At 56.7% G+C, this 17,835-nt stretch carries 14 protein-coding genes and 1 tRNA gene; 7 read left to right on the top strand and 8 right to left on the bottom strand.

Translation table 11 applies throughout. The features are described from left to right. Positions 1-21: 21 nt before the first annotated feature. The 3 genes from AC5DB9_RS11940 to AC5DB9_RS11930 form a co-directional block, all read right to left on the bottom strand. Complete coding sequence (locus AC5DB9_RS11940) at positions 22-2,541, bottom strand: TonB-dependent receptor (RefSeq protein WP_272989938.1); 2,520 nt, start codon at positions 2,539-2,541, stop codon at positions 22-24. 126 nt (positions 2,542-2,667) lie between these two features. After that, positions 2,668-4,806 (bottom strand): molybdopterin oxidoreductase family protein, encoded by a 2,139-nt coding sequence (locus AC5DB9_RS11935; RefSeq protein ID WP_272989940.1) that lies wholly within the window; start codon positions 4,804-4,806, stop codon positions 2,668-2,670. A gap of 120 nt (positions 4,807-4,926) precedes the next feature. Further along, positions 4,927-5,655: an SDR family oxidoreductase gene (locus AC5DB9_RS11930; RefSeq protein ID WP_272989943.1), complete on the bottom strand. Its 729-nt coding sequence runs from the start codon at positions 5,653-5,655 to the stop codon at positions 4,927-4,929. Between the two features lie 45 nt (positions 5,656-5,700). On the opposite strand from AC5DB9_RS11930, the gene AC5DB9_RS11925 reads away from it, so the two are divergent. From AC5DB9_RS11925 to AC5DB9_RS11905, 5 genes are all read left to right on the top strand, one after another. After that, positions 5,701-6,513 (top strand): queuosine precursor transporter, encoded by an 813-nt coding sequence (locus AC5DB9_RS11925; RefSeq protein WP_272989946.1) that lies wholly within the window; start codon positions 5,701-5,703, stop codon positions 6,511-6,513. A 189-nt stretch (positions 6,514-6,702) separates the two neighbouring features. Then, positions 6,703-8,883 carry a peptidase M19 gene (locus AC5DB9_RS11920; RefSeq protein ID WP_272989949.1) on the top strand — a complete coding sequence of 727 codons (2,181 nt, stop codon included), beginning with the start codon at positions 6,703-6,705 and terminating at the stop codon, positions 8,881-8,883. A 9-nt stretch (positions 8,884-8,892) separates the two neighbouring features. Continuing rightward, complete coding sequence (locus AC5DB9_RS11915) at positions 8,893-9,255, top strand: cupredoxin domain-containing protein (protein WP_286855112.1); 363 nt, start codon at positions 8,893-8,895, stop codon at positions 9,253-9,255. Beyond that, positions 9,252-10,685, top strand: a complete 1,434-nt coding sequence (locus AC5DB9_RS11910; RefSeq protein ID WP_272989955.1) for a hypothetical protein — start codon at positions 9,252-9,254, stop codon at positions 10,683-10,685. Before AC5DB9_RS11915 ends, AC5DB9_RS11910 begins: the two co-directional genes overlap by 4 nt. 80 nt (positions 10,686-10,765) lie before the next feature. Next, on the top strand, positions 10,766-11,845 hold the full coding sequence (locus AC5DB9_RS11905) for a TIGR03857 family LLM class F420-dependent oxidoreductase (RefSeq protein ID WP_272989958.1): 1,080 nt from the start codon (positions 10,766-10,768) through the stop codon (positions 11,843-11,845). Positions 11,846-11,862: 17 nt separating this feature from the next. Here the strand turns inward: AC5DB9_RS11905 and AC5DB9_RS11900 are convergent, their stop codons facing one another. The 3 genes from AC5DB9_RS11900 to AC5DB9_RS11890 form a co-directional block, all read right to left on the bottom strand. After that, positions 11,863-12,030 (bottom strand): hemin uptake protein HemP, encoded by a 168-nt coding sequence (locus AC5DB9_RS11900; protein ID WP_084495287.1) that lies wholly within the window; start codon positions 12,028-12,030, stop codon positions 11,863-11,865. A gap of 51 nt (positions 12,031-12,081) precedes the next feature. Then, positions 12,082-12,993 (bottom strand): DUF1295 domain-containing protein, encoded by a 912-nt coding sequence (locus AC5DB9_RS11895; protein ID WP_272989963.1) that lies wholly within the window; start codon positions 12,991-12,993, stop codon positions 12,082-12,084. A gap of 72 nt (positions 12,994-13,065) precedes the next feature. Beyond that, complete coding sequence (locus tag AC5DB9_RS11890) at positions 13,066-14,016, bottom strand: winged helix-turn-helix transcriptional regulator (protein WP_272989966.1); 951 nt, start codon at positions 14,014-14,016, stop codon at positions 13,066-13,068. Positions 14,017-14,234: 218 nt separating this feature from the next. On the opposite strand from AC5DB9_RS11890, the gene AC5DB9_RS11885 reads away from it, so the two are divergent. Then, positions 14,235-15,845 (top strand): AMP-binding protein, encoded by a 1,611-nt coding sequence (locus AC5DB9_RS11885; protein ID WP_022958049.1) that lies wholly within the window; start codon positions 14,235-14,237, stop codon positions 15,843-15,845. Positions 15,846-15,992: 147 nt separating this feature from the next. Continuing rightward, a tRNA-Pro gene (locus AC5DB9_RS11880) sits at positions 15,993-16,069 on the top strand. A 329-nt stretch (positions 16,070-16,398) separates the two neighbouring features. Here AC5DB9_RS11880 and AC5DB9_RS11875 read toward each other — a convergent pair. After that, a complete protein-coding gene (locus AC5DB9_RS11875) occupies positions 16,399-16,689 on the bottom strand; it encodes a hypothetical protein (RefSeq protein ID WP_272989969.1) in 291 nt (96 codons plus the stop codon). A gap of 19 nt (positions 16,690-16,708) precedes the next feature. After that, the coding region (locus tag AC5DB9_RS11870; RefSeq protein WP_483151639.1) for an RHS repeat-associated core domain-containing protein at positions 16,709-17,835 on the bottom strand (1,127 nt) is incomplete at its 5' end.

Genomic DNA, 17,835 nt, shown 5'->3' with positions numbered 1-17,835 from the left:
CAAGCCGCTCACGCTGTCTGCTTATTGAAAACGGTAGCTGAATTCCACGCCCAGCTCGCGGGGCGTACCCGGCACCCGGTTCGCAACCCCAATCACGCTGGTCACCGCGATCCCCCCAACGAAATAGGGCTCGTCTTTAATGTTGTTGACGTAGGCACCCAGCCCCATTTGCTCGTTGATTTCCCAGCGGACGCGCGCATTGTAAAGCTCGTACTGGCTGACCGTTGAGCTGGCATAGTTGCCACTGAGGTAATCGGTGCCGATGAAGATCTCATCACTATAGTAGTACTGAAGCTGGGGCACGATCAGCCCGATAGGCGAATCCCAGTCGTACTGAATATTCAGACCGCGCACGTTCTGCGGCACTTGGGGAAACGCCTCGCCACTGCGATCAACAATAGCGAAGCCGTCGTCGGTATTCGTGCCCAGGTTATATTCCAAGAAATCACCATCGGTATACCCGGCATTGGCGTTGATGGTGAACGGCCCCAGCAAGGCCGTCAGCTCAAGTTCAAAACCATCAACCACCGCCTCACCGGCGTTACCGGTGAACTGCACTACTTCGGTATCGGTGGCGCCCACCTCATACAGTGCCACCTGCAAATCGGTGTAATCCATCTGATAGGCGGCAACATTGAAGCGCAGTCGGCGGTCAAAGGCATCCAGCTTGAAGCCGATTTCCTTGTTCAGCACCTGCTCGGGCTCGAACTGTTTAATCTCCGACTCAGTCTGTGTGGTGCGCACATCGAGTCCGCCAGACTTAAAGCCCCTGCTCACCGTCGCATACACCATCAAGCTGTCTAGATTCAGCGATTCCAGCAGCTCATCCCCGGCCAGATAGTTCAGCGTCAAACTCGGTGTCCACTCTTCAAAGTCGGTGTCGCCACGCAGCTTGGGGCCAAAGATCAACGGCACCTCAGGCGCGTCATAGGCAAGATACTGGGCTCTGGAGACCGGAGAATAAATACCGTCGCCCAGATGGAAAACCGGTGCCAGAATGGCGAGATCACTGCCAATCTGTGCGTTCAGCCGGCTGGCATATTCGCCGTAATCCGGCGTGCCCTGCACATGCACCGACGCCCGCTCCTCTTCGGTGTAACGCACCCCAAGTGTCAGCTGCCAGTTCTCGGCCAGATCCAGGGTTCCCTGAGCAAATGCGGCCTTGGTGGTATTCTCGTAGTCGGCGATGTTAACCATGTTCGCCTGCACCGGTAACACCGCCAGTGCCGAGATGGGAATATCGATGCCGACAGCCCCCTCGGGCTTGATTGCGACCAGACCATTGTCACCCACCTCGGTACCGTCCAGAGCATTGTCGAGAGACTCTTCTGCGTAGAACAGGCCGAAGGTGTAGTTCAGGCGCTCATCCCAGGCGCTGCCGTTAAACTTGATCTCTTGCGAAAACTGCTCGCGCTTGGCATCGCCAACGGTTTTGTCCGAGCCGTTCAGCACCTGATAGCCCGCAGCGGGCCCTACTGCAACGGCGCGAATACCGGTGCCATCGGAGTCCCCCCCGATGTAAATATTGTCCTGCATGGCGTAGCTGGTAATGCTCTCAATATCCAGCCAGTCAGAAACCGGCGCCCGCAGCGTCAAGGCAATCATGTGATTGTCGATGGCATACACGCTGTCTTCGGGGTTGAGGCTGACTTCAAAGTCCTTGGCCTGTGCCGAGCTGGCATCACAAGCTTCTTCAAGACTCATATCTTCGGCGCCGCGATACACCCCCGAGGTCAGAATGGCGCCATTGTTCTGGAAGGCACAATTGTAGGGCGAGCCGCGCTCATCAATTCGGCTGAGGAAACCAAACAGGTCCACTTCTACATCGTCATTCACATACCAGATCAGCCGCGACGACAGGGCCATGCGGTCCTGATCAAACAGCGCGTTATTCGCCGCAGTATTATCGATTGAGCCATCGCTGCGCTTGCTGTTAAACGCCACGCGCACGGCAAGGTCATCGCTGATTGGCAGGTTGGCGTCCAGTTTGACGTTTTGCTGACCGTAGCTCCCTGCCCCGAGTTTTACACCGAATTCATAGTCGTCGGTGAAGGGCTTTTTCGAATCCACCAGAATCGCGCCACCGACATTGTTCTTGCCGAACAATGTGCCCTGAGGGCCACGCAGCACCTGAATAGACGCGACATCAACGGCATCCAGCAACTGGGCGTCGGAGCGCGGTACGTAGATACCATTGAGGTACATGCCGACACCCGGGTCCAGCACCGGGTTGCCCGAACGCTGCCCCACACCGCGAATGAAAATGGCAGGCGCTTTGTAGTTGGTCTGGGAAAACTGCAGACTGGGCGCCAGGGTTTCCACATCTTCTATGTCGCTGATACCCATGTTGTCGAGCATATCGCTGCCCAGCGCAGAGACCGCCACGGGCGTGTCCTGCAAACTTTCCTCACGCCGCCGCGCAGTGACAACAACCTCTTCAAGCATCACCCGGCTGTCAGCTTGCGCGAAACTCGGCGTCGCAAATAATGCCGACACGGCCGAAACGGCCAGGGGAAGAAGTAAGGGGGCTTTCGTTTTCATTCACAGGTCTCCAGCATTCTGTGTATCGTTCGGTCCATCGCGCTACGGGACGACATGCTCCGCGGGGCGAATGTTGACATGCGTTACATCAACAGTCATTCCCTCACGCAAGAGTCGTGCCGCGAATCATGCACTAATGGGCTCGACACTGACAGGCACGCCATTCAATGCAGCATTGCCCGACAGCACATCAATAAAGTAGTCATCCGTCAGCGTATTCACGCTCACGCCCGCGTTCGCCTCCGCCAATCGCCACGCGGTACCCTCACCGTGATGCCCCCAACCATGAGGAATACTGATCACGCCGGGCATGACCTCATCGCTGACTTCGGCGACCACCTCCACACTGCCTACGCGCGAGTGCACGCGCACTTTGCCGGCATCACTCACCCCCAAACGCCGGGCATCGTCAGGGTTCAGCAGCGCAGTACAGCGGTTTTTTCCCTTCACCAGGCGCTGGCTGTTATGTAGCCAGGAATTATTGCTGCGCACATCCCGGCGGCCAATCAATACGAACGGGCTCTGCGCATCGCCGCCAAAAAAACGTGCGTCGACACGCGGCAGATCTGCCAGGAAAAAATCGGTATTGAGGTGAATTTTTCTATCTTTATGGAACAGCGCAGCGGGCAGTTGGGGCTGCAGCGGCCCCAGATCAATGCCGTGTGGCGCGGCCTTCAGTTTGGCCAGGGTCAAGCCCGAAAACGGCCGCCAACCGGCACCGTAGGGGCCGCGACGCAGGAGTAAGGCGAGCATTCCGCCGGGGCCGAGGCGTCGTTCGAGCTGCCGTCCCAAGCGCTCCTTCAAGGACCGGGGCGGCGCGAGGCGATCCCTCAAGCCGAGCAGGATTTGCCAATCGTGCCTCGCATCGGGGCCCGCCTTGAACAATGCCGGGGCATATCGGGCGTTGTTACGTACCGCCAGCAGGTTAAAGATGATATCGAAATGTTCCCGTTCCAGCGGACTGACCGGCGGCAAAATAAAATCCGCATGACGACTGCTCTCATTAAGATAAAAGTCGACCGACACCAACAAGTCCAGACCGGCAAAAGCGCGATCGAGCTGCTCTCCGTTCGGCGTGGACAGTACCGGATTCCCGGCAACCAGAATCATCCCTTTGATCTGCCCATCGCCAGGTGTGGCAATATCTTCCGCCAGCGCCGAGACCGGCAATTCACCATTAAACTCGGGTAGCTGACGTACCCGGCTGTGGAAACGCCCCATATTGCCGCGACCGGTCTGCGGCAGAATATTCGCGGCAGGCGTACTGAACATCAGACCACCGGCTTTATCGAGAGTACCGGTCAAGATATTGAACAGCATAATCAGGTACTGACACAGTGCGCCGAACTCCTGTACCGACACTCCCATCCGGCCATACAGTACCGGCGCCTCCGCCGCGCAGAACTCGTCAACCAACTGCCGTATCGCCGCGGCACTGATACCCGTCGACTCGGCCACCCGCTCGGGCGTGTATGGGGCGAAGTCACTCGCCAAGGTCATGGGGTCGGTATCCAGCAGTCCCTCGCAGGCCTTCAGCGAGATCTGCTGTGATTGAAACAGGTGATTGAGCATCGCCAACAGCAGCAGCACATCGCTACCCGGGCGAATGAAATGGTGTTGGTCTGCAAGCTCTGCCGTCTGACTGCGGCGCGGGTCAATCACCACCACTTTGCCGCGCTTTTTCACCGCCTTTAGCCGCCCACGCACATCAGCAACACTCATAATACTGCCGTTAGACGCCAGCGGGTTGCCGCCCATAATGACAAAATAATCACTGCGATCGATATCCGGCACCGGAATACGCAGCTGATGACCAAACAGCTTCCACGCCACAATGTGATGCGGGAGCTGATCAACGGACGTCGCCGAAAATTTATTCCGTGTTTTCAGCGCACGCAAAAAACCGCCATTCAGCAATGTGCCACCCAGGTTGTGAACATTCGGGTTGCCCAGATAGACCCCCAGCGCATTCTTGCCATGCCGTGCTTGCAGATCAGAAATCCGCTCGGCAACTCTGTCCAGCGCCGTCTCCCAGTCCAGCTCGTGCCACTGGCCATCGCGCTTTTCCATGGGCTTTTTCAGGCGGTCGGGGTCTTCGTATAAGTCTTTCAGTGCCAGAGCCTTGGGACAGATATGCCCGCGACTGAAAGGGTCTTGCTCATCGCCTTTAATCGAGACAATCTTCTCGTCGTCCAGCGTAATCGCCACGCCGCACATCGCCTCACAGAGATTACAGGTTCGGAAAAACGTACCGGATCTCGCCATCACTCGCCTCGCTCATCATTATTATTGTTCTACAGCACCATCAGGCTGCATGTACTCAGCGAATACACTTTAGCAGCAAGCCCCGCTGCCCGCACTGGGTGAGTGCAGGCGGCCGCCAGATTAGCTGCTGATGTGGCCCTGCCGTGGACGCAGCACCATATTCTCGGTCACCACGTTGCGATCCATCGTATACAGATTCCAGAACGCGCGGGCGACATCATCGGTGGGCATCAGGGCGGTCTCGGGAACATGGCTATTTTCCCATGAGGGCGACCACGTCGGCCCCGGCGAGACACAACACACGCGGATATCGTCATCTCGCAGCTCTTCGCGCAGCGCCTTACTGAAACCCAGCACACCATGCTTGGCAGCGCAGTAGGCCGAAACACCGGCATAACCCTCAAACCCCGCCGTCGACACCATATTGAAGATATCGCCGCGCCCAGCCGCTTGCATCGCCGGTAAAAAGGCGCGAGTCATCAGGAAAACACTGCGCAAATTACTTGCTACCACGCGATCGAAATCATCGACGGCCATGTCAGCCACCGGCTGTCCATGCCAGCAGCCGGCATTATTAATGAGAACATCAACGCCGCCGACATCCGCGGTCACCGCCGTCGCCAACGACGACACCGCTTCAGCCTCAGCAACATCACAAGCGTAGGTCTCTACCCGATCGGCGGTCCCGCATTCCCTGGCGACGGACTGCAGGTTTCCCGCATTGCGAGCCACCAGCAGCAAGGTCACCCCGGGCTTGGCAAACTGTCGGGCAATCGCCGCACCAATGCCCTGCGAAGCGCCCGTAATCAATACCCGCACGGCCTTGTGGCCCGTTTCGCTAAATGTCATGGTTTCCCCTATGCTTGACGACCACACTGTACGAGCGGCCTGTTAATGATCGATACCATTGTAAGCAACAAAGCCATCCGCCTGTTTATTGTGATGGCGGGTTTCTTTGTTGCCAATGCGCTGATTGCCGAGTTTATCGGCGTCAAAATCTTTTCACTCGAACAAAGCCTTGGTCTTGAACCGCTGTCGCTGAGCTTTTTTGGCGTCGATCAGCTCTCCTTCAATCTCACCGCTGGCGTACTGCTCTGGCCTTTCGTGTTTGTGCTGACGGATTTGATCAACGAATACTACGGCGCCCGAGGCGTCCGGATGCTCTCCTATCTTACGGCAGGGCTGATTCTTTACGCCTTTGCCATGTTTTACGCCGGCATCGAACTCACGCCCGCCGACTTCTGGCCGCAGTCCCATATCAGTCCAGCGTTGCCCGCCGCCGAACAGTTGGCGATCCGCGACAAAGTCAGCGACTACGATTACGCCTACCGGCTGGTCTTCGGCCAAGGCCTGTGGATTATTATCGGCTCTCTGGTTGCCTTCCTGATCGGGCAGATTATCGACGTCGCCGTCTTCCACCGCATCAAACAATACACCGGCGAGAAACTGATCTGGCTTCGCGCCACTGGATCAACGTTAGTCAGCCAATTTATCGATAGCTTCGTCGTCCTGTTTATTGCTTTTTACGTCGGTGCCGACTGGCCGCTCTCGCTGGTGTTCGCCATCGGCGTGGTCAATTACCTCTACAAGTTCACCATGGCACTGATACTGACCCCGGTCATCTATTTGGCGCACGCCGGTATCGACCGCTACTTGGGCACACCTCTTGCAAACGAGATGAAGCGTGCAGCCCTAGAAAGCGGCTGATCGCGGCATTTCAGTACATTTTCCCCTACCGCTGCACGATTTTTTCCGATCTAACCCAAATGGGAGGTGACAGCGAGGCCTTACTAACGCACAATTAAGGTGCGTTGCGACATAATAAGGCATAAAAAAGGGCCGCGACCGAGCCCTTATCGCTGTCACAAGGCAGTATTTCAACGAGGGAGAGACTTCATGACAGCCAAGTTTGCAATTCTTGGCCTCACCGCTGTAGCGCTGCTTAGTGCTTGTGGTGGAGGCAGCTCATCCAGTGGTAGTAATGGCGGTGGAAGCAGTGAACCGCGCATCGAAAATCGCTACTCACTGGCCAGCCACTGCTTCACTATGCAGTCGGCTGATGATCGCTATGCGGGGATCGATGGCGAGGACACCGTACTCAGCAGTTCGGCCATTGAAGCCGAACCGTTCTTCATGCAGGCAGCCACGCTCGGCAAATACTTGTTCTACACCAGCGACGGCCAATTCCTGACCAGCGATGGATCGTCCGTTCGCGTCGACGAAGAACCCAGTAACGATGCTATCTGGACCTTGGAGTTCGACAACACAGCCAAAACCTTCACCGTTTACTCGGAAACCGACGAGCGCTATCTCAGCGCTGGCGACAGCACGCTGAGCACAGCGGATACCCCCAGCGCATTCAGCTTTACCGCCAGCCAAGGCTGTAAAACCTACCCGGAAATGCCCACCTCAGTCATTGGTGACACTTATAAAGGGAAAGGCGCCGATGAACCCGTCGTCGGCTTTGCCGATATCCACAATCACATGGGCATGAGCAGCGAGTTGTCCTATGCGGGAGATGTTGGCCCGTCGGCCGGTGGCGTTCTCTACGGTGAAGCGTTCCACCGTTTCGGCGTCAGCCACGCACTGGCCGACTGCGCTGACTTCCATGGCCCGGGTGGCATACGCGGCGCGGATGTCATTCTTGTTTCCGGCGCCTCCCCTACCCATGAAACCGAGGGGTGGCCGACGTTTATCGACTGGCCAACCAATCACTCGCTCACCCATACCGTGATGTATTACAAGTGGGTAGAACGCGCCTGGCTCGCTGGCCTACGCATTATGGTTAACCACGGCACCAACATCGCCGGGCTGTGTACCGTCGGCACCATCTATTCGGGCAACCTTACCGCCGACTGTAACGATATGAGTATCGCCATCAAGCAGATCAAGTACATGTATGAGCTGCAGGACTATATTGATGCGCAGTACGGCGGCCCCGGTGAAGGCTGGTATCGTATTGTTACCAGTCCGCAGCAGGCCCGAGAAGTCATCAACGACGGCAAACTGGCAGTAGTGCTGGGTATGGAAGCCGCGCAGGTTTTTGACTGCGGTATGACCATGCTGCTCGGCAATATCGAAATCCCCAAGTGTGACCGCGAGCAGATTGACGACAAGCTTCAGGAATTGTGGGATCTGGGTGTTCGTCACCTCTACGCCTATCACGACATTGACAGCGCACTCGGCGGAACCGGCATTTTCAGCGATATTATGAACCTGCTGAACCTGATCGATACCGGCTCGTTCTGGAAAACCACCGATTGCCGGGACTATCCAGAGAGTGAGCCGATGGTTCGCGAGCCTGGCCTGAAGATTGTGACCAGCCTGCCCGGCACCGGCGGCGACCCGCTGACCAGCCTTGTCCTTGATATCACCAAGGGTTTAGCCCTTCCGCTCTACCCGGATAGAGTGCAGTGTAATTCCCGTACGGTGACCGAGCTGGGCGAATACGCGCTCAATGCCATGATGGACCGCGGCATGGTCATGGATATTGACCACGCGGCCTACCACAGTAAAGACATCATGCTGGATCTTGCCGAGCAGCGGACCCCTGCTTACCCGATGGTGTCATCGCATGACGCCCACGGTGGTCTGACCAGCGATCAGGCTGCGCGAATCCTGAAGAATGGTGGCGTTATCTATCCCTACAAAGATACCGGCATCAAGCACGTCGAGTTTCTGGAAAAGCTGAAGTTCTGGCGCGAAAAAGCCGGGGTCAGCGACTCGGTTCTCGGCCTGGGCTTTGGTGTTGACGGCAACGGCTTTGGCGGACACGCCAATCCCCGTGGCGGTGATTCCGAGCCGGTGCAATATCCCTTTGTGCTGTTCCAGGGCGACGACTGGGGCGAGAAGTACAATAACTTCGACCCGGTCACGGTTGAGATGCTGACCATCCCGGAGAGCGGCAAGTACTGGCACATCGATGAAGTGGGTATGGCCAACTACGGTCTGGTTGCCGACTACGTGGAAGAAGTGCGCCTGGAAGGCGGTCAGGAGGCGCTGGATGCACTCTACAACTCTGCAGAGGCCTATCTGCAGACCTGGGAGCGCTCTTACAATCGCGCCAACCTGCAGTAAGGACTTGCCATGCGTAAGTTCTTGCTTCCCGCCGTTGCGGTGGCTGTACTGGCGGGACTGTGGTGGTGGCTGAAGCCCGTAAGCGGCGCGCCAACCGAGCCTCAGACCCGCCACTATCGCCTGTCATTTGTGGATGGTCAGTATCAAGGACCGGAGACACTGACTGCGTATCAGGGCGATACCGTGCAGCTTGATGTGTTCAGTGACCAGGACGATGCCATGCACGTCCACGGCTACGAGAAACACCTTGTGCTGCCCTCTGGTGCCACCGCTGTTTTGCGCTTTACCGCCGAGAATAGCGGACGCTTCATGCTCGAGCTGCACGGCAGCGACCTGCAGTTCGGCTCACTGGAAGTGTATCCCCGGCGATGAAACGCACAACATTGACTGGCTTCATCGGGGCGCTGCTGGCGACCCCGGTTGAAGCACACTCCTTTGGCCAGCCCTATCAGTTGCCCATGCCCTATTGGATGTATATCTACGGGGCCATGGCAGCGCTGGCGCTGTCCTTCGTCGTGCTCGCCTTCTTCCTTCGCGAAGACACCGGTGACCGACAAGCACGGCGCCTGGTTTTGGGTAAACCAAACGGCCCCGTCGCAACATGGCTGCACCGCGGCCTGCAGTCAGTGATGGTCGGCAGTTTTGCACTGGCTATTATTGCCGGGCTGATCGGCAATCAGGACAGCTACCGCAACATCAACATGACCTATTTCTGGATCGTGTTTGCGCTGGGAGGCTGTTATCTGAGTGCACTGGTCGGCTGCTGGTATGAAACGCTCAATCCCTGGCGCATTGTTGCCGAACTGCTGAGTCGCCACTGCACCACACTTCGGGAAGGCCGCTTTCGCTACCCGGAAAGGCTCGCCTACTGGCCTGCACTGGCTCAGTACCTGGTCTTCATCATCATTGAACTGTTCGGTGATACCCGACCCTTTTCACTGTCACTGATTCTGCTCTGCTACACGGCCCTGACACTGACCGGCGTCTACCTGTTTGGCATTCAACGCTGGTTTTACAGCGGCGATCTGTTTGCCGTGCTGTTTCGCCTTATTGGTCGCATGGCACCACTACAGCGCGATGAACAGCAGCGCTGGGTACTGCAATTGCCCTTTGCCGGCCTGCTGGGCCAGCGCGCCGACCATCCCAGCCTGTTGCTGTTTATTCTGTTTATGCTGTCGTCCACGGCCTTTGATGGCCTGCGGGAAACCCAGCTTTGGTTCGGCCACTTCTGGAAAGATCCTCTGCAGATCCTGACCCCGCTACTGGGTGAACACCCGATCTACGCCTATCCCTATCTGCGGCCGTGGTTTGTGGCCTACGAAATTTTCTGCCTGCTGATTTCGCCGCTGCTTTATCTCGGTGTTTTCCTGTTATTCCTCTGGCTGGGTAAGCTGATCACCCGCAGCTCGCTGTCGATGACGACCCTCACCGCCCAGTTCAGCTACAGCCTGTTACCGATTGCACTGGTCTACCACATCACCCACTACTACACCCTCCTGCTGAACCAGGGGGTCAAGATTCGCGGGCTGATCTCAGACCCGTTTGGCTGGAGCTGGAATATCTTCGGCAATGCCATCACCGGGCGTCTCCCAATCATTCCCGACATGGGCTTTGTCTGGGACAGTCAGGTTTGGCTGATTCTGATCGGCCACGTAGCCAGCGTCTGGTTGGCACATGCCGAAGCGCTGCGCTGTTTCAACAGCCGCAAGCAGGCAACGCTCAGTCAGTTTCCCATGCTGGCGCTGATGATTCTGTTTACCGGCTTTGGCCTGTGGATTCTCGCTCAGCCCCTCAAAGGATAAGGCCGCTGAAGAGGATTCATTGACGCGCAGCGACGCCGTTCTACACTCAACATCGCGATAACATAACAATAGGACACCCGATGACGACCACGCTTTATCCCGAACTCGCCTGCTACCTGCTCCCCGGCCACAGCGAACAACCGGCTGAGCTGATTCGTGAAGTCCGCGATGCCGAGGCCCTTGGGCTGGGCAGCGCCTGGATATCAGAACGCTTCGACGCCAAGGAAGCCGGTGTAAGCATAGGCGCGGCCGCCGCCGTCACTGAGCGCATTCATATCGGCACCGCCGCCACCAACATCAACACCCGCCACCCTATGGGCGTCGCGGCGATGGCAAGCTCAGCCCAGCGTTTATCGCAGGGTCGCTTTGCCCTGGGTATTGCGCGGGGGGTCGGTATTCGGCAGCAGCTTTGGGGACTGGACAGCGTGAGCAATGCCCAGCTTCGGGACTTTTATACGATGATGCGCCAACTTTGGCGGGGCGAGCGGGTGATGGGCTACGACGGTCCGCTGGGAAAATTCCCCTACCTGCATATGGCGGACTGGCTGGATGAAGACATTCCGCAGCTCTTCGTAGGCTTTGGCCCCAAGAGTCTGCGCTTTGCGGGTAGCGTTTACGACGGTGTCATTTTGCACACCTTTCTCAGCGATGACGCCCTGAAACGGGCAATTCATCTGGTTCGGGAGGGCGCCGAGGCCGCGGGGCGAGACCCGGACAGCGTCAAAGTCTGGAGTGTACTGGCAGTGGGTGTCGACCCCAGTGAAGAACAGCGACTTCGGCTGGATGTCGCGCGCATGGCAACCTATCTACAGGCACCCGGTTACGGCGAAATGCTGTTTGCCATCAATGACTGGGACCCGGAACAACTTGACGCCTTCCGCAAGCACCCTCTGATCGCCAACATGCCCGGCGGCATCGACAGCGTCGCCACGCTGGAACAATTGGCCGAGATTAAAACCTTGATGCCTGAACACTGGCTGCCCTCTGCCATCGGCACTGCAAGCTATGCTGCCCAGCGTATTCAAGACCAATTTTCCGCAGGGGCCTACGGCGTAATCCTGCATGCCAGCACGCCCGCTGAATTCGCACCTGCTGTGGCCGCTTACCAGACAATTCGACGGCACGACGACTTCGCCGGACGCAGTAACCGCCCAGCATAGGCCGTAAAGCGTCCTGGCTACTTGGTCAGAATGAGTTTGCCCTGTCGCGTCACCCGCAACAGATACTGCTGATCGGCATGGCGGATTTTCAGCGGGGAGCCGGGGTTAACCAGCTCCTGACTGTCCACGGTATCTCCGTCGATGGTGATCTGACGTTGGGGGTACTGCTGAGGATCCTGTTCCACCGGCTTGCTCGCTCAATGACAATAATGCGAATTATTATCATTACAGAGTAATCACGGGTCAAGCCCCTTCTCAGGCCCTGACGCATCGGGCGGCCGCAGCCACAACACCGGGGTTACGGCTTTGTAGTGCCAATAGTCGGGATCGCCTTCCCACTTTTCATCGGCGCGCCGCTCCAACAGAGGAATGCCGCTGATGCGGGTTAGCAGCAGATAGACGAACAGCGGCGATACCAGCGCCAACCATTGCCAGCCCACAAAGGCAGGCATTGCGACAACGGCAACGCCGAGCCACAACAGGATTTCCCCCGCATAGTTTGGGTGCCGGGACCAGCGCCACAAGCCGACATTTACAAAGCGACCGGCATTGACGGGATTTCGGTTAAACGCCGTCTTCTGCGCATCGGCGACCGCTTCCAGAGACAGTCCACCAAGCCAAAGTGCAAAGCCCACCAACGCGGGCCACGACAGCGGCACCACCTGCCCCGCAGAGATTGCCGCCAAAGCAGCCGCCAAGGTGACGAACACCCACAATCCCTGCAATGTCCAGGTAAGCAGAAAGCGCGAGAAAAACGGTTTAATTTCGTCAAAGCGACCATCTTTGCCGGCTCGCTGGATACGCAAAAACAGAAAGCTCCCCAGGCGCAGCGCCCACACCCACACCATCGCACACAACAGCAAGGCGCGTGCATTCCATTCTGCATTCAAGGAGGTGGATATCGACAGGGCAAAGGTTACCAGCAGCAGATAGGTGAGACTGCCGGTAAGATCGTAGTAATGCTCGCTCTGCCCGAGAAAAGATGGAACGAATACCAGCCACTGAACGGCAAATGCCATCGCGGCACAGACCAGCGGCAGCGGCCATCCCGCCCACCGCAGTCCGCTATCGCTAATCGCCAGGGCCAAGCCCCCGGCCAGGCCCACACAAACCAATACAATCAGGCCATTTATCCACGCCTTCGCCACACACGCCTCCCTTCTCTATCAGGCAAATCCATACTCAAATAAGGCGTGTACGTTGAGCGCGGTCAGACCGATTCAGCCACAGCCCGTCGCGCACTCAGGCTCGAGCGGCGCGAGAAGAATATCTTGCCGACGCACAACATGATGACAGTGCGAGCACTCCACTGCCAATACAGCGGCGTTGCCGCACTGGCGATGCACCAATGGCGCCGGCGCGGGACCGTCTCCCCAGTCCTCAGCCCACTGCCGAAGCACCATGATCACCGGATACAAGGCCTGCCCCTTGACCGTAGCCGCATATTCACTGCGCGGGGGATTGAGCTGGTAATCGTAGCGAACCAGAATACCGACCTCCACCAGACGATTCAGCCGCGAGGCGAGGCTGTTACTGGAAATCCCCAGTTGCTGGGTAAACCCCTCGTGCCGACCAGTGCCAAAGAACACCGTCATCATTATCAGCAGCGTCCAGCGGTCGCCGATCAACTCCGCCACACTTTGCAGATGGATATCCTCATCACCCGCCGCCCGCGACACCCCCATGCGGCGCGTCTGTCCAGTCGGGCGGATATCGCTGTGAAAAATCGGGCTTTGCTGGACCGCCTCACTCAGAACGAGATCCCCCGACATAATGGACTGCTGACAGTGAGCACAGCTCGCCACCGGCAGCAGCGGCTGGTTACAGTCGGCGTGAAAAAGCCGTTCCGGCGTAGCGCCCCGTGTTTCTGCATCAGCCCAAACCTGCTCCCAGCGCCACGCCAGCAGCATAAAAGGACATAAGGCCTCCCCCTTGTCGCTGAGACCGTATTGGTAGCGGCTTGAGGAATAGAGCTTTCTGACGACCACCCCGTCGCGGATCAGGGCATCCAGTCGGCGAGTCAAGGTTGCGCGGCTGATCCCCAACCGCCGCCGAATCTCCTCAAAACGTCGCCAACCGATAAACAGCTCACCAAGAATCGCCAGTGACCAGCGATCTCCCACCAGGGCCAGCGCATGTGCAATGCGCCCGTTGACGACTCCGTAGTTCATTTCACCTCTCTTTCGCTAGCGCTTTCCTGCGCCCTCCCTGAGCATAGCTCATCCACCAGCGACTGCTTTTTCGGCCAAAATTGCACTTGTACGCAAAAAGAGCATGATTAGATCAGCGGACCAAAAAAAAGCGGGCTACCTCATTCATGCGTATGACTCCCTGGCCCCTGCAGGCTGACTATACTCAGGCTCTACTTTCGCGGGAAAAGGTCAATCACATGTCTAATAACATGCCTAATAACAACACGCCGCCATCCACGCTCTACGAAACGGTCTGCATGCCCCAGCTGTTGATTGAAGGGCTTAATCGCTATCACGACCGGCCCTGCCTGTTCATGGGTGACGGCCACACGCTCAGCTACACCGAAATGCGGGAAGCCACCAGCAAACTGATTCAGGCCCTTGCCTCATTGGGACTCAGGAAAGGCACCCGTGTCGCGATCATCTCCGGCAACCGGCCGGAAGTGTTGTCCAACACCGCAGCTATCTCAATCTCCGGATTTATCGGCACACCGCTGCACCCAATGGGCTCGCTGGACGATCATGCCTACGTACTGGAAGACGCCGATATCGAGGTACTGATCTTTGACCCCGGCCCCTTCAGCGAACGCGCGGCCGAACTCAAACAACGGGTTCCCGGCCTGAAACACCTCCTCGCCTTTGGCCCCAGCGACATCGGCACTGACTATTTAGCCCTGGCAGAAACCTTCCAGCCACAGCCCCTGTCTGCCCCCGACATTCACCCTGAAGACCTGGGCTCGGTAAACTACACCGGCGGCACGACCGGCAAACCCAAAGGCGTCATGTCCACTCACCGGGGCACCGCCTATATGGCAATGATTCAGGCGGCCGAGTGGGAGTTTCCGGAACAACTGCGAATGCTGATTACCACGCCGCTGTCCCACGCTGCCGCCGCATTTTTTGTTCCCGTGCTGCAAAAAGGCGGGGCCTTCTACGTACTGCCGGGCTTCACCCCCGACCTGTTTTTTGACTGGGTGGAGCGATACAACATTACCGCCACCATGCTGGTGCCCGTCATGCTCTATGTGCTGCTGGATTCGCCACGCGCCGAGACCGCCGACATGTCGAGCATGGAAACCATTTTCTACGGCGCCTCGCCGATGAGCCCGGCGCGCCTGAAGCAGGGACTGGAAAAGTGGGGGCAGATTTTTTATCAGTTCTTCGGTCAGTCCGAAGCCCCGATGGTGCTGACCAACCTCGCCCGCAAGGAGCACGATCTCGCCGTTCCCGAGCGACTATCTTCCTGCGGCAGACCTGCACCGTGGGTACACTTGGCATTGCTCGACGACAACAACGAAGAAGTTGCCGCGGGAGACGCCGGCGAAATCTGTGTTCGCAGCCCACTGGTCATGAAAGGCTACAAAGACCTGCCGGAGCAAACCGCAGAAGCCTTTGCCGGTGGCTGGCTACACACCGGCGACATCGGCCGCTTCGACGACGAAGGCTTTCTGTACATTGTTGACCGCAAGAAAGACATGATCGTCACGGGTGGCTTCAATGTCTTTCCCCGCGAAGTGGAAGATGTCCTGTCCAGTCACGAGGCCGTCGCACAGGTCGCCGTAGTTGGCGTACCTGATGAGCGCTGGGGTGAGGCTGTTAAAGCGGTGATTGTTCTGAAGCCCGGAGTCAGCGGAGATGACACACTTCGGGACGTACTGACGGCAGCCGTTAAAGCCGCCAAGGGCTCCGTCCAAGCGCCCAAGTCCATCGACTTCGTCGACGCGATCCCGCTGACGCCCGTCGGCAAGCCAGATAAAAAAGCCATCAGAGCCACATACTGGGAAAACACCAGCCGCGGTGTTCAATAAGCGGGCCGACGCGCAATGTGCTGCGGGCAAATCTCCTGCAGCACACACCTAAGCCAAAAACACCACCAGAGATAAGCCTGCATATTGAGCGTGTCACAGCGCTTTGCTATAGTTAGCGCCCGCCGCAGGGCGGCCTTTTCAAACCATCGGAATGTAGCTCAGCTTGGTAGAGCACTGCCTTCGGGAGGCAGGGGTCGGAGGTTCGAATCCTCTCATTCCGACCATTATTCAAAAAAAATCCTCCAAGTATAGAAAGCAGTGAGCCTTGGCACCGCCGCTTATTTTCTCGAGAGTCAGCCCCACCTCCAGCAACACCCCATACTCCAGCGCTGCGTAAAGCTAGGCGCATCAAAAAAATGCGCCTCATTCACCGCGTGAAAACGCATATCGGAGGCAGGTAGCTCAAGTCAACCGGTACACGCCCATGCGTGCACTGCCCCCACCAACCCACCTTGCTGGCGACACCTGACCACCCATTCCAGAAAAACCTGACCAGCTTGCTGGCTCAAGTGGCGAGAAAAAAAGTTACTCTGCCCCACCTTTATTCGTTCAACTACTTATAGAACGGATACATAACTAAAACGGCAACGGCAACCAAAAACCAAAACCATCTAAAGATTCGATGCTGCGGGTGTTGCAGCTGATATATGCTTAACGACATCGTATCTTTCAAAACCATATCTTTGATCACAAATACTGAAACGCAACAAGCAACCAAGCCTAGCCAAAATGTCTTCTCTTTAATTTGGTCAAATTTCAACCAAGCCAGAAATAATGAATATATACATGCCAAGGCCACCCAATAGGCCGTATTTTTTAGCCGATCATCAATATTCTTCTTCATTAAATTCACCGCACTTCTATCATTTGCTGTATTCGTCGGCCTTATCTATGAGGTTATAAACTGTCTCTGGAGCTGCCTTAATTTGAGTCTTCACAGTAGCAGGCAAATACTTCGTAGCAGGTAGTTTTTCCAAAGCTGAATTTACTCCTCTGCCAGCAAATTCTAATGCCACTGTCTCTATTGCATTGTTCCAATCTAACAGAGCCACGTCGGTAGCAAGCTCAACAAGCGAGGCCCCCAAGGCTACAGGTGCAGTAACTATGATGCACTCTGGGCATACCAGAGTTGCACCGACCGAAATACTTCCTACTACACCTGCCGCAGAGTTAAGCCTTTCGATAGACTCAAGCACGCTCAGGCTTCCAGGTGCTCGCCATGTTCCACGAATATCCCGGCTTCGCTGTGCCGCTGATCTCTCCGCATTCAATAGCTGCGCAAATGCCGCTGTAATCGCACCGTTAGCGAATTTTCCGCCAGATACCTTTGAGGCCGTGCCACCTATCATAGCCGCTGTAATAGTTCGCTCAACAACACTCTTTGTCGTAATATCCCCATAGTTAAATCCGGCTAAAGTCATAGCCCCTTTCGAAAACCCGGCGGAAATAAAACCGTGTCCAAACTCTCCTCCTTGCAGCGAGGCCGTTACTCCTCCAACAGCGGCGTGAGCCAGCACTTTCCCAACTACTTGCCCTACCGTTAGACCTCCATTAGCCGCTACAAAGTTCGACAACCTCCCGCCAGACATACCAGCTGCACGCCCAAGTGATCCATAGAAGAAATTATTTGAATTTTCCAGCCCTTGAAAGTACTCACCAATTGCAGAAAATGCAGCAGCGGATACACCAGCAATGACCCCAGACTGGAATGCCGCCCCCAAACTTTCAGTCATTCCGTACGCCAATGAAGCATTATAGACACCCAAAAACGCCGGACATAGCCCAACTGTATTGGCAGCGGCGCAGCCCGCAACTTGTACGACACCATTCAGCAAAGAGCTTTCGGAGATACCAGTTATATCGTCAAAGAACTCCTTGAACGCATTATATCCACTAGCATCAATCGCATTTAGCGGATTATTATGAACATAACTGTATCGGTTGTAGCCTTGGGTGTTATTCGCTCCGTCAATGATGATATCCGCCTGCA

Source organism: Spongiibacter sp. (assembly GCF_984394615.1).
The sequence above is the reverse complement of the archived record's forward strand: the minus strand, read 5'-3'. Positions and strand labels throughout refer to the sequence as shown.